The organism is Candidatus Phyllobacterium onerii (assembly GCF_028331445.1).
Classification (GTDB): domain Bacteria; phylum Pseudomonadota; class Alphaproteobacteria; order Rhizobiales; family Rhizobiaceae; genus Phyllobacterium; species Phyllobacterium onerii.
Window position 1 is genome coordinate 223,807 of sequence record NZ_JAQMHX010000005.1, and the last position, 12,929, is coordinate 236,735.

At 58.5% G+C, this 12,929-nt stretch carries 11 protein-coding genes; 4 read left to right on the forward strand and 7 right to left on the reverse strand.

What is annotated here, in order from left to right; all coding sequences use genetic code 11:
- Positions 1–7: 7 nt before the first annotated feature.
- Positions 8–1,171: a DUF262 domain-containing protein gene (locus tag PHA01_RS13705; RefSeq protein ID WP_271896391.1), complete on the reverse strand. Its 1,164-nt coding sequence runs from the start codon at positions 1,169–1,171 to the stop codon at positions 8–10.
- Positions 1,172–1,745: 574 nt separating this feature from the next.
- On the opposite strand from PHA01_RS13705, the gene PHA01_RS13710 reads away from it, so the two are divergent.
- The gene (locus tag PHA01_RS13710; protein ID WP_271896393.1) at positions 1,746–2,933 is read left to right on the forward strand and encodes a M14 family metallopeptidase; all 1,188 of its coding nucleotides are present in this window, start codon (positions 1,746–1,748) and stop codon (positions 2,931–2,933) included.
- A 28-nt stretch (positions 2,934–2,961) separates the two neighbouring features.
- Complete coding sequence (locus PHA01_RS13715; protein WP_271896395.1) at positions 2,962–4,263, forward strand: epoxide hydrolase family protein; 1,302 nt, start codon at positions 2,962–2,964, stop codon at positions 4,261–4,263.
- Here the strand turns inward: PHA01_RS13715 and PHA01_RS13720 are convergent.
- The 3 genes from PHA01_RS13720 to PHA01_RS13730 form a co-directional block, all read right to left on the reverse strand.
- Positions 4,257–4,904, reverse strand: a complete 648-nt coding sequence (locus PHA01_RS13720; RefSeq protein WP_271896397.1) for an FMN-binding negative transcriptional regulator — start codon at positions 4,902–4,904, stop codon at positions 4,257–4,259. The genes PHA01_RS13715 and PHA01_RS13720 overlap by 7 nt on opposite strands.
- An 84-nt stretch (positions 4,905–4,988) precedes the next feature.
- Positions 4,989–5,480, reverse strand: coding sequence for an anthrone oxygenase family protein (locus PHA01_RS13725; protein WP_271896399.1), 492 nt, complete (start codon positions 5,478–5,480; stop codon positions 4,989–4,991).
- Positions 5,477–6,322, reverse strand: a complete 846-nt coding sequence (locus PHA01_RS13730; RefSeq protein WP_271896401.1) for an NmrA family NAD(P)-binding protein — start codon at positions 6,320–6,322, stop codon at positions 5,477–5,479. Before PHA01_RS13730 ends, PHA01_RS13725 begins: the two co-directional genes overlap by 4 nt.
- A gap of 237 nt (positions 6,323–6,559) precedes the next feature.
- On the opposite strand from PHA01_RS13730, the gene PHA01_RS13735 reads away from it, so the two are divergent.
- Both PHA01_RS13735 and PHA01_RS13740 read left to right on the forward strand, forming a co-directional pair.
- Positions 6,560–7,180, forward strand: a complete 621-nt coding sequence (locus PHA01_RS13735; RefSeq protein ID WP_271896403.1) for a TetR/AcrR family transcriptional regulator — start codon at positions 6,560–6,562, stop codon at positions 7,178–7,180.
- A 136-nt stretch (positions 7,181–7,316) separates the two neighbouring features.
- Positions 7,317–9,530 carry an adenylate/guanylate cyclase domain-containing protein gene (locus PHA01_RS13740; RefSeq protein ID WP_271896404.1) on the forward strand — a complete coding sequence of 738 codons (2,214 nt, stop codon included), beginning with the start codon at positions 7,317–7,319 and terminating at the stop codon, positions 9,528–9,530.
- Between the two features lie 8 nt (positions 9,531–9,538).
- Here PHA01_RS13740 and PHA01_RS13745 read toward each other — a convergent pair whose 3' ends face one another.
- The 3 genes from PHA01_RS13745 to PHA01_RS13755 all read right to left on the reverse strand — a co-directional run bounded on the left by PHA01_RS13745 (position 9,539) and on the right by PHA01_RS13755 (position 12,884).
- Positions 9,539–10,063 carry a YHS domain-containing (seleno)protein gene (locus tag PHA01_RS13745; RefSeq protein WP_271896406.1) on the reverse strand — a complete coding sequence of 175 codons (525 nt, stop codon included), beginning with the start codon at positions 10,061–10,063 and terminating at the stop codon, positions 9,539–9,541.
- Positions 10,064–10,110: 47 nt separating this feature from the next.
- Positions 10,111–10,668: an ankyrin repeat domain-containing protein gene (locus tag PHA01_RS13750; protein ID WP_271896665.1), complete on the reverse strand. Its 558-nt coding sequence runs from the start codon at positions 10,666–10,668 to the stop codon at positions 10,111–10,113.
- A gap of 272 nt (positions 10,669–10,940) precedes the next feature.
- A complete protein-coding gene (locus PHA01_RS13755) occupies positions 10,941–12,884 on the reverse strand; it encodes an elongation factor G (protein WP_271896408.1) in 1,944 nt (647 codons plus the stop codon).
- Between the last annotated feature and the right edge of the window lie 45 nt (positions 12,885–12,929).

Below are 12,929 nucleotides of genomic sequence, written 5' to 3' on the forward strand. Positions count from 1 at the left end.
CAAAACGCTAGTATTGAAGGAGGGTTGAAGGGTAGTCACGTACCCCAGTGTTTAGGACGGCCTGTAGGGTCTGTCCCCACTGTGTGAACCGCATGTTTGTTGCTTCATCAGTCTTCGTAGAGACTTGCAAAGATCGACGGAAGTCATCGTCATGATCACAGAGTGATTTAAACGCGTCTTTTACCGCAGCCGAGTTTTGTCTGGCAGTATGAGATGTATCGCCGGCGGAAAAATAATAAGTCATAACGTCCATTACAGCTCGGTTTTTTGTCGGTAAGAATCTGTCGCGCTGCCACATTTTGAATGCGTCCGGCCCAAAAATAGCAACCGTCGTGGAGATAGATTCTTCGTATTTCGTCCAGGCGTCCTCTATTTGGGGAGCGAGATTTTTCCAGTGAGCCGTTATGTGTTCAGTAACGTTGTCGAGGAATTGCTTCATATTTCCTGCGTATAAGCTGCCGTATAGGTGAAACCCCAAAAAGCGGGTCGCCAATTCCATATCCCTCATACGAAAATCTGGAATTCGTGCAAATATCTGCTGCATTCCAGGCGACGTGGAGGTTTTTTCATCTAGCCAATTTAGAAACGCACCGGGATAGAGCGCGCGCCTCAACTCCTGAGGTGAAAGTGTAACGCTGTTTTGATTTAACCGAAGAAACAGTAGGTAGAGAAGTTCGTCGGAACCCCAATTCTTGACTACCGTTGTTCTGACGGTGTGCGATTGAAACGCATCAACGGATCCTTCTAAATCGTCACGGCTTTGCATCTTAGCGTAGGTCAATCCGTCGAGATCTTGCCTGTACTCGCAGCCCTTCAGAGTTAGCGGACTATCAATATCAAGGCAAAAACGTGCCAGTGAGTTTAGCCGCTGTTTTCCATCGATGACCGCAAATCGGCCCGGACTTGTTTCTGCGAGAACGATTTGAGGAACAGGAAGGCGCAGGAATAGGCTCTCAATGAACTTGGACATTTTGTCCACTGTCCACGCTATTCGACGTTGATAGTTGGGCTGCAAATCGATCTTTTTCCGTTTAAGAAGGTCAACTAGAACGCTAATTGTCCAATCGGTCGGTGCAACTACCATCTCACGAAAATCATTGGATTTTATATTGAGGTCGTCCTCTGTTATTTCTCCAACAGAGTCTAGAACGTCGTCTTCTTCCACTGCCATTATTTGCTCCGCATGCTGTTGAAATATACGCACGAGTCGAAGGCATGTCTTACTTCATATTTGGCAATCGCACAAAACATTCTACCGTGCGCCATTTTGGAAATTGTATTGAAAGACGCGGCGCTAGCAGTGAAAGCAAAAGTATTTCCTGACGTGCTTCGCTTCTCAATACTAATAAGATAAATTTTAACTACCGGCACCAGCCCGTCAGCCTCTTGCCTCTGCATTACCCTTCGCCACGCCGGTGCGATCCAAGCGGCTATGACTGACCTTCCACTTGCCGTCGATCCCGTCGTGACCACCGCAACTTAACAGTTACGTACTTGCCGTTTCCTCCAGACACGGGTTCATTGTTTAAAACATTTTTGCGGTGCCGACTGTCATGCATTGCAGCGCTGCAGCTGAGCCGGCGAGGAGGAGCGCTACAAGAAACCGTCACGGCCAACGTGGTAACTGTCTGTGCCTCGGTCGGGGATTTGCATGAAAACGCTCAGGCGTGGTCGCCGGGATTTTGTGACCGATGTCCATGCCGATGTTCTAACCTGGTTTTTCAAATCACAAAGGACCTCCCATCATGTCGGACAAGCCTAAAGAAGGCCTCGATCGCCGCGACTTCATGATCGCATCCATTGCCACCGTCGGCGTGTCGGCTGCCCTTGCCGCCAGCGCTGGCGCTGCGAATGCCCAGGACACAGCGGCACCGGCTGCGCCGCAGGCAACCGTCTATACCGGTGATGTGGTGCAGGGGAAGAAGGTCGTCAGTACGCTCGACGTCAACGACCTCGAGCCCGGCAAGAAGCATTTCCTGTACTTTCAGGGTGTGCAGATGCCCACGGGCCAGCAGCGGTATGCGTCTGTGATTGTCGCCAAGGGGGCAAAGCCGGGCAAGCGCGTCGTTCTGGTGAGCGGCGTCCATGGCGACGAGATGAGTTCAGTGCATACGGTCCACACCGTGATGAACCAGCTCGATCCGGCGCAGATGTCCGGCACGGTAATGGCGGTCACGGACGTGTCTGGCCCGGCCATCGAGGCCATGCAGCGCAGATGGCCCAATTCGGGCAGGGGCCCCGATCTCGTCGACATGAACCGGGTTTGGCCCGGAAACGAGAACGGTGTCACCGCGACCAGCCGGCACGCCGGGCTGCTTTTCAACCGGCTTTTCCGGCCCAACGCCGACGTCGCGATCGACTTCCACACCGGGACAACCGGTTTCGAGGTTTCCGCATTCAATATTGCCAGCATGGATGTGCCCGAGATCAAGGCGATCGTGGATCTTTATCCCGTCGGGCAGATTTTCGACAATCACACCTATCCCGGCGTCCTGCATAATGCGTTTATCGATGCGGGCATCCCGTCCTTTTGCCCGGAGGTCGGCGCTGCTCGGGTGCTGGACCTCGAAATGATCGCCCAGTTCGTGGAAGGCACGATGAACGTTCTCAAACACCATGGCATCCTCGCCGGACCAATGGGTCGCACTGGCAAGGACGCGGCTGTTTTTGTCGGCAACAGCGCATTTCCGATTCTGGCAACGGAGGGCGGGTTCGTCGAGCATCTGGTCAAGCTCAACGACAAGGTCGAAGCCGGACAGAAGGTAGCCATCCAGCGCAACAGCTTCGGCGAAGTGGTTGCGGAGTACACCACCAGCGTGGCCGGAGAGGTGGCGGGCCTGCGCAGCGATGTATCGTCCGAGCCCGGCAATCCCTTGGCATTTATTCTGTACCACAAGGCGCCGCCGGAGGATGTCGAGACTTATCCCGAATAGTTCGCCGATCAAAAGGGGAGGGAATGTAATGACAAGTCTTGTCAAGACGCTTGCGGCAGTCACGCTTTGGTTCTTTGTTATCGCCGTTGGCGGTGCGCCGCCGGCTGTGACCGCGGCAAATGCGCAGGCAGCCGAAGATACATCGATAAGGCCGTTCACCATCCATGTGCCCGAGGAGGAGCTCACCCAGCTCAAACGCCGGATCCAGGAGACGCGCTGGCCCGACCCGGAGACGGTGACCGATCAATCCCAGGGCATACAGCTCGCGAAGCTCAAGCCTTTGGTCGAATATTGGGGCAGCGACTACGATTGGCGCAAGGTGGAAGCCAGGGTGAATGCCCTGCCGCAATTCACCACCAGAATCGACGGGATCGATATCTACTTCATTCACGTTCGCTCGAAGCATCCAAACGCCTTGCCTGTGATCATCACCCATGGCTGGCCGGGATCCGTGTTCGAGCAACTCAAGATCATCGATCCGCTGACGAATCCGACCGCCCATGGCGGGCAGCCGGAGGATGCGTTCGATGTGATCATTCCGTCTATGCCCGGCTATGGCTTTTCCGGCAAGCCGACGGATACCGGCTGGGGGCCCGACCGCACCGCCAAGGTCTGGGCGGAGCTGATGAAGCGCCTCGGCTATACGCGTTATGTCGCCCAGGGTGGCGACTGGGGTTCGCCAGTCTCGAGCGCTATGGCTCGCCAGGCTCCCGAAGGTCTGCTCGGCATCCACATCAACTTGCCGGCGATCGTACCGCCCGAGATTGCGGCAGTGCTTGCCGTTGGCGGGCCCGCGCCTGAGGGATTGACCGAGAAGGAACGCGAGACATTCGACGCACTCGCCGCGGCCGGCAAAATGGGCAACAGGTCCTATGCGACGATGATGGGTACGCGGCCGCAGACGGTAGGCTATGCCATAACGGACTCGCCAGCCGGCCTCGCCGCATGGATGCTCGGGCATCCGGGCTTTTCCAGATGGACATACAGCAACGACGATCCAGAAAAATCTGTCGACGAAGTGCTGGACGACGTCACGCTGTACTGGCTAACGAACAGCGCGACCTCTTCGGGCCGGCTCTATTGGGAATATGGCGGTGGCCGCAGTCCCGCACTATCGGCCGGCGAGATGACCTCCGAAATAGCGCTGCCAGTGGCGATCACGGTATTTCCTTTCGAAAACTATCGCGCCCCGGAGACATGGGCCCGGCGCGCCTATCGCAACCTGATCTACTTCCACGAGGTCGACAAGGGCGGTCACTTCGCCGCGTGGGAACAGCCGGAGCTTTTCGGCGCGGAGCTGCGGGCTGCGTTCAAATCGCTGCGTCAGTAGGACTTCGTACCACCAGCCCGCACCAACTCGGCCATGGCGCGCGCCTCCGTCGTGTGCTGATCGGCTTCGAGCCCATCCGCGACGCCGGTGCGGTCGTTTTCCGGGCGGTTCTGGCTGACCTTCCACTTGCCTTCGATTTCGGCGATTTCGATCTCGATGCCGACGATACCCTTCAGCTGCGAGTCGATATAGGTTTCCGGGGCATCATCCACTGCCCATGGCGCGGCGCGCGGCGCTTCGTTGCGGGCGGTGAGCTGCGAGACATGGGTCCGCAGCCAGTCGCGATCCTCAATGATTTTTGCCGTACCGCGCACCTGCACGATGGCATAATTCCATGTGGGCACCACCTTGCCGGTCTCCTGCTTCGTCGCATACCAGGACGGTGTCACATAGGTCTGCGGGCCTTGAAAGACGATGAGCACGCGTCCGTCATTTGCAAGCTGACGCCATTGCGGATTGGCGCGCGCGACATGGGCGAAGAGCGTGCCCTTTGGCGAGGCCCCTGCATCGAGCAGGAAGGGAATGGCATTGGCGTTCGGGCCATCTTCGCCGCTGTTGATCAGCAGGCCGAGCGGATGCGCCTTGATGAGCGCATGCTGGATTTCGAGCCTCTCCTCGCGGAAATGCGGCGGCTGGTACATCGGTATGCTCCTCGGTATTTTGCGTCGGAGTGTGCATCAGGACCGGGCTTTGCACAAGGCGGACGAGGCCGCCTTGGTCGGGGTTCACGCGGTGGCCTGCCTGCCATAAGCGAGAATGAAGGCGATGAGCGCGCCCATATTGGCGAACGTACGGACATGGTTCCACGGCAGCCACTCGGCGAGATAGCGGGTCCACAAAGCTGCGCCTTCCGGGCTCGCTGGCGAGACGGCGGCGAGCGCATCATTCAGCGGCACGTTGAACGCCATGGTGACGACGATGACACCGGCAAGGTAGAGCACGCTGCCGACAAGCAGCCAGGCGGAGCCAGGCTCGGCCCAGCGCAGGACGCTGGCGATGCCAAGGCCGAGGCAAAGCAGCGCCGTGCCGAAGAAGGCGAGGCCGAACGTGGCATTGAGGATCGTCACGTTGATGGAGTTCATGGCCGCAATGCCATGTTCGGGCGGCAGTTTTGCCAACGCCGTCATGATGAAGCTAGAGAAGGCGAAAAACAGGCCGGCCATCAGGCCACTGCCGAGCGCGGCAAGGAGGGTGAGGAGCGGGATGAGGGCGATCATTTTGCGGTCTCCCATATGCCGGTCGCAGCAGCATCGCGGGCATAGGCGGTGAAATCGCGGGGCGCGCGACCGAGCGCCTTCTGGACGCCGTCGGTCAGATATTCGTTGCGCCCGTCGAGCACCACCGTGAACAGCTCATTGATGAGCGCCGCGATATCGGCGGGTACCTGTTCCTGTTCGAGACCTTGCATGAATTCCTCCGGGCTGATGGTGGCGTAATTTATAGGGCGCCCGGTGGCCTTGGCAATCTCGGCCGTGGCTTCGGCGAAGGTCAAGGCGCGCGGGCCGGTGACCTCATAGAGCTGGCCGATATGGCGATCATCGGTGAGCGCGGCGGTGACGATATCGGCGATATCCTCGGCATGGATGAAGGGTTCGCGCACCGTGCTGACAGGCAGCGCCATTTCGCCGGCGAGGATCGGGCCGAGCAACATGCTTTCGCTGAAGTTCTGCATGAACCAGCTGGCGCGGACAATGGTCCAATCGGCGCCGGAGGCTTGCAGCATCGCTTCGGCGCGCTGGGCTTCGGGCTCGCCGCGGCCGGAGAGAAGGACGAGACGCTTGACGCCCTTGGTGACAGCGAGGCGGGCGAGATCGCCTATGGCTTCGGCAGCGCCTGGGGCGGCGAGGTCGGGATAATAGGTGATATAGGCGGCCGAGACGCATTCGAGGGCGGGTGCCCAGGTTTCGCGGTTCTCCCAATCGAAGGCGGGGCTGGCATTGCGCGAACCGATACGCACGGGGACGCCCTGTGCTGTCAGGCGCTCAGCGACGCGGCGGCCGGTCTTGCCGGTGCCTCCGATGATCAGAACGGGGAATTTCGAGGTGCGGAAGGTAGTCATTTTCATCTCCTCTTGGATCCCGTCTTGAAACTCTACTGCGGCGGTCATCTGACGCGATTTTCTGCGCTTCCGGTGCTCACGTACCTTAAGTACGTTGCGCTCCGGTTCTCGAAAACCACGCCATGTGTCTCGCCGCAGCGACTTTCTAAACGGACTCTTAAACATGAGTAATCCTCATATTTGCAAATGTGATAAATCCTCATATTATAGGAGTCAAGCAAAATGTGAGGAATGCTCATGAATGAGATTGGACCGATCGAGAACATACGCCGCGAGCCGACACAAAAACGCAGCCGCGAGCGGGTGAAGCGCATATTGGGCTGCGCCTCGACGCTGATCGAGCAAAGCGGCAGCGATGCCATGCGCATGAGCGACGTGGCGGAAATGGCGGGGATTTCGATCGGTTCGCTCTACCAGTACTTTCCCGACAAGGGCGCGATCATCCGCACGCTGGCGGAGCGCTACAATGTGCTTGGCCAGCAATGTATCGCGGAAGGCCTGCAGGACGTGCAGGGCAAGGAAGGCTTGCGGCGGGCGTTCGGTGAATTGATCGATGTCTATTACGCGATGTTCCTTGCCGAGCCGGTGATGCGCGACATCTGGTCGGGGACGCAGGCGGACAAGGCGCTGCGCGATATCAGTCTTGCCGACAGCCGCATCAATGGCGCGGTGCTCGCGGCGGCGCGGGCGCGCGTCGACCCCAAGCCGGACCGCGACGAACTGGAGGCGTCGAGCTTTCTGATCATGCAGCTCGGCGAGGCGACGATGCGCCTTGCGATCTCGGTTGAACGCCAAGAGGGCGACGCGCTAGTCGGGCATTTCAAGCGCATGGTGCTGCGAGAGATGATGGAGGGGTGAGATGGCAGGAACCTCTGCCGCCGCAATGGTATCGCCAGTCAACCTGCTATAAGATAGGGCGGGAGCCGTTGTGCTCCTTGTTTTTACGCAATTCCGGACGGAAAATCGCTGGAATTGTTCTAAGGGGCCCGGGGGCATGGAGCGCCGTCTTGCAGCCGTCCTGATCGCTGATGTCGTCGGTTACAGCCGTTTGAGCCAGATTGACGAGGAGGGAACGCGCGCCCGTTTTCAGGCCGACCTCAGCGAAGTCTTCGAGCCGGCTATCGCCGAGTATAATGGGCGGCTGGTCAAGACCATGGGTGACGGCCTGCTGGTCGAGTTCCAGAGCGTGGTCGCCGCCTTGCGTTGTGCGGTCGAGGTGCAGCGCGAAAAGGCTGAGCGCGATGCTGCCGCCGCACAGGAAAAGCGTCTGTTTTTTCGCATTGGTGTCAATCTTGGGGACATCATGGTCGAGGGCGGGGATATTCACGGCGACGGCGTCAATATTGCCGACCGGATACAGGCGCTCGCGGAACCGGGCGGCATTGCGATTTCCGGAACGACCTATGATCAGGTGAAATCGAAGCTCCCGGTTGGCTATGTCTCGCTTGGCGAGCAGATGGTCAAAAATATCGCAGAGCCAATCCGTATATATCGCGTTGTGCTCGACCCTGCTGGAGCGGGCAAGACGGTCGGCGCGCGAAAAAGCCGACGCCGATGGCGCCTGCCGGCCATTGCAGTCCTTGTTTTGGCCTTGCTCGGTGCAGGATTGCTGTGGTGGAAACCTGCGCAGTTGTTCCAGCCTGCGTCACTTGTCGAGCGATTTGCCTATCCGTTGCCGGACAAGCCTTCGGTGGCGGTGCTGCCTTTCATCAATGTGAGCGGCGACACGGATCATGACCACCTTGCGGCGGGACTGACAGACGATCTCATCACAGAGCTCTCAAAGGTCTCTGGCCTGTTCGTGATCGCACGTCATTCGGTTTTCGCCATCCAGGATACGGCTGGAAAGATTCAGGATGTGGCTGCGGAACTCGGTGTTCATTACGTTCTCGAAGGGACCTTGCAGCGTGCAGATTCCCGACTGCGGATCAACGTCAAGCTGATCGATGCGCTTACCGGTCTTTCCTTGTGGGCCGAGCGATATGACCGCCAGTATGCCGACCTTTTCGCAGTTCAGGACGATGTCATCGGCAAGATCATTTCTGCGCTTGAAGTCAAGTTGAGCGAAGGCGAGCGCGACCAGCTGGCGCGAATACCGACCGAGAATCTCGAGGCCTATGACTACTATCTTCGAGCGGAACAGGAAGGTTTTTATTACAGTGACGTCGAGACTTACCGGCGAACACTGTCATATTACCAGAAGGCACTCGATCTCGATCCGAATTTTGCCAATGCCCATGCCGGGATCGCCCGCGTGGCTGTGGATGTCTGGCGCAACGATTACAATTATCTCTGGTCTGCCGCGGTGGCGCGAAAGATTGCCTACGACGCAGCGGGGCAGGCGCTGAAACTGGACCCAAACAACGCGCGCGCGCATACGGTGCTCGCGCTTCTGCAGCTGGTCGATGGGCGCGAGGTGGAGGCGAGGGATTCCGCCAGCCGGGCGGTGGCTGCACAGCCGAACGACGCCGAGATTGTCGGCAATCTCGCCCTTATCCTGGCACAAACCGGCAGCCGCGCGCAGGCGATAACCGAGATGGAGAAGGCGCTGCGGCTCGATCCTACGCCGCCGCCAAGCCTTCAGTTGCTTGCTGGCATCGTTTTTTACACCGCGCGCGATAGCGAACGGGCGATTCCCCTGATGGAGACCGCACGCGATGCTCTTCCCAAGGCGGAGCCCGCACGTGAATATCTCGCCGCTGCCTATGTGGATCGCGGCGACCAGACGCTTGCATCCCGGGAAACGGGAAAATTGCTGGAGCTGTTTCCGGATACCAATCTGACATATTACGGTTATCTCTATGACTATTGGCGGGAAGACGATCTGCGCCATCATCTGGACGGGCTGCGCGCTGCCGGGGTGCCTGAATGGCCGTTCGGCTTTGAAGCCAATCCAGCCGACCAGATCGGCGAGGCGGAATTGAGCGCGATGGTCAATAACAAGACCTGGACGGGCAAGCACAAGAACGGCACCGAATTCATCCAGTATTTCGACACGGCCGGAAACACCGCATACCGCAGCGCCAACACGAATATCACCGGCTTGATCGAAGTTCGCGGCAACCGTCTATGCGAGCGGTTCGGGGGCTATTTCCTGGACCGGATGGTATGCGGCTATGTTTACCGCAACACGGCCCCTGAGCAGCGTGACGCGAAATATGTTCACGTCACGCCGCGGGCATTGATGTATTTTTCCATCACACCTTGAGGTACCTGTCAGTTGGCGGGGGCCTTCTGCCAATCCGTCTGCAACTTCTCCGCGACGAGCGTGTGCTCCACATCCGACCAGTGCTTGCGTGAGTCGGTGAGCTTGGTCGGGTTCTTTTCAAATCCGTCCGCTGCTCCCGGATCATAGCTTATGTATAGTTTGCCTTCGATGATCCGCCAGGCTTTTGGGTCGACGTTGGTCGTGACCGTCCCGAACGAAACGCCGTCTGCGCAATAGCCGCCATATTGGGGGGCATATTTTGCAGGTTCTGCGATGAAGAGGTCGCGATTTTCTGCGCTGGCAAACTGCCATGTCGCGCCAAGCCAGCGGTACGAGTACTTATCGGATCCCTGGACCGCCTGGTTCTGCGTGAAATAGGCGACCGGGTCATAGCCCTTGATCGCCACGTCGCCGAAATAGCCGGTGTTGACGAGTTCTTCGGCGCCGGCAGGTGGCGTGAAGGAGAGCAGCATTGCGGCCGCAGCCATAGATGCAGCAATTTGAAACTTGCGTTTCAAGCGGTGTTCCAGCATTTCAGTTTCTCCCTTAGTTCCGGTGCGGCATTACCGGCGACCAGCTGTCATTTACGCTTGGTGCACTCGGTAAAAAGCCATTGACCGACCAGATCGGCTTTCTGGCATTCAGCGCCCGCCTTCATCAGCAGGGCAGCCGCATCCCAATGTTCCCGCCATCCAGCCTGGGTGAGTGGCGTATAACCGTTACGTTCTTTTGGTTCGACTTCAGCCTTGTTGGCCAATAGAAAGGCGACCACATCGGCATGACCTTCTTCGGCCGCCGCATGCAGAGGTGTCATGTGATAGAAGTTCTTTTCGTCATTGACCGCCGCACCCTTCTCAACCAGCAACTTTACCGTATCGAGATTTCCGCCATAGGCAGCAGCGTGCAACGCCGTCAGCCCGCCTTTGTTGCGAATTTCGATGTTCGAGCCGCGTTCAAGCAAAGTAGCCACCACGTCCGGCTTTCCGGCCAGCGACGCGATAAGCAGAACCGGCTCGCCGGCGTCGTCCGGTTGCGCGATGTCGGCACCCTGATCCAGCAATTGTTTAACGGTTGCGACATCGCCATTTTTGGCGGCGTCATGCAGCGGCCCCGCCAGCGAGGACGAGACCCCCAACATTCCTCCGATAAATGCAACGCAAAAAAAGTTCACCGAACGTCTCCCGTCTCAGCATCCATGAGCGGAACGGCGGAAGGTATCACATTGGGCCCTAGACCGGAATTAACCCGTAGGGATTAGAGTCCGTTTGAAACTCTACTGCGGCGGTTATCTGACGCGGTTTTCTGCGCTTCCGGTGCTCACGTACTTTATGTACGCTGCGCTCCGGTTCTCGAAAACCGCGTCATATACCTCGCCGCAGCGACTTTCCAAGCGGACTCCTAGCCGAGTATTCAACTTGCGTGAGCGCTGATGATAGCATCGGCCTCTTTCCCATAAAGTTCTTCGAAATGATCGAAGTTCTTCGAAAATGTGCCGATTCCCTGCGTCGCGGAGCGCAACGAGCGCGCCAGTTCGTCGAGCGCGCTGCCGGGGATGAGCGCGCGGAAGACATCCCATCCCTTGGCGGTTTCGTCCCGATCGAAGCCAAGGACCTGGCCCTTGAAGGCGGAGACGATCGGCACGAGACTGCCGGAATAGATGGAGGGGATGTGGATCTCCACACGGAAGATTGGCTGCATCAGCACGGCGGATGCCTGGGCCAGCGCGTCGCGAACCCCCATTTTTCCCGCTGCCCGGAATGCGAATTCGGAACTGTCGACGGAATGGTGCTGGCCGTCGGTCAATGTCACGCCAACATCGATGACCCGAAGACCCAGCGGGCCTTTCTCCATCGCTTCGCGAGCTCCGGCCTCGACTGCGGGAATGAAATTGCGCGGAACAGCACCACCTTTGACTGTTTCGCCGAAGCTGAATCCTTCGCCTCGTTCATTCGGGTGGATGCTCAGTTTCACATCGGCGAACTGTCCAGCACCGCCGGTCTGCTTGCGGTGGCGGTAGTGAACATCGGATGTTTTCGAGATCGTCTCGCGGTAAACAGGGCTTGGTTGGCGGTCGGTCACGTTGACATGAAAGACTTCCGCCAGGGTCTTGCAGAGATCGCGCAAATGCACGGGTCCCTGAACACAAATCAGTTGGGCGCCGGTCCCTTCCTCCTGCGTGACCTTGAGGCCGTGATCGGTCTCTGCGAGCTTTGCCAGCGTTTCGGAGAGTTTGGTTTCGTCCCGTTCGCTGTCGGGTACCAATATGCGTTCCAGCATGGGTGTCGGCGGCGTTGTCCATGCCGGTGACGCGATGGCGGTGTCAGCTGTCAGCAGCGACGGAACAGGCAGGTGGTCGGATTTTACCGTGGCGAAAACGTCGCCGGGGAGTATCGCCGCTGGAACGGGTTTGCCGGTTCCAGGATCCTGAACTGGTCCCAAACGGGAGCCGGCAAGGAGGGATCCTTGCTTGAGACCATCGCCGAGAGCACGGACAAGCACCGTCTTGCCGACGTTCTGGCGGTGATAGGCGTGAAAGCTCACGCCGACTAAACCGCCTTCTTTGACGTTGGCGGCCGCTGCAAGGCGTGCGCGAAGAATATCGTTCTGCGGGGCTTCGTGACGCAGTGCCTTCATCAGGCGCATGATGCCGTTGCTATGGCTTGCCGCGCCGACGAGAACGGGGATGATCCGGTTTTCCCGCAGGACGCGCGAAGAGATGGCATAAATAGCATCGCTGGCCGGTTCGCGATCTTCGATGAGTTCCTCCAACAGCCAGTCGTCGAATTCGGAGAGAGATTCGAGAAGTTCCGCCCGCGCTTCGTGCTCGCGTTCCACAACATCGGTGGGAATTTCGACAAGGGCCGATGTCTGGCCCTCGCGGTAGCGCCAGGCACGCTCCGAAATAAGGTCGCAGCTGCCGACGATCCTGTCACCTTCGCGGATCGGGATCTGCCGCAGGAGCAAAGTGTGGCTGGCGAAGTCCTGAAGCGAGGCGATGACGTCTCTCAGCCGCCCCCTCGGTTCGTCCATCCGGTTGACGAACAGGATACATGGTGTTCCCGAAGCTTCGATCACCCGTAAATAGGGAGCCGCAAGAACCGCTTCCTCGGGGTTTGGCGACACACATAGGATGCAGGCATCACTAGCCAAAAGTGCGTGCTGGGCGTGAACGAGAGCCTCACCCGAGCCAGGCGCATCCAGCGCACACCACGCTTCGTTTCCGAACTCGAATTCCGTCAGGCCCAATCCGTATGGAGAGATGGATTTTTTCGATGCACCTTCCAGTGCGGCCAGTTTCTCCACGAGCGTGGATTTCCCGGCCTGCGAGGGACCGAGTACCGTAAAGCAGCGCATGGCGTTCCTCCCTGCCACGAACAACAATCTCCAACACTAGGATGC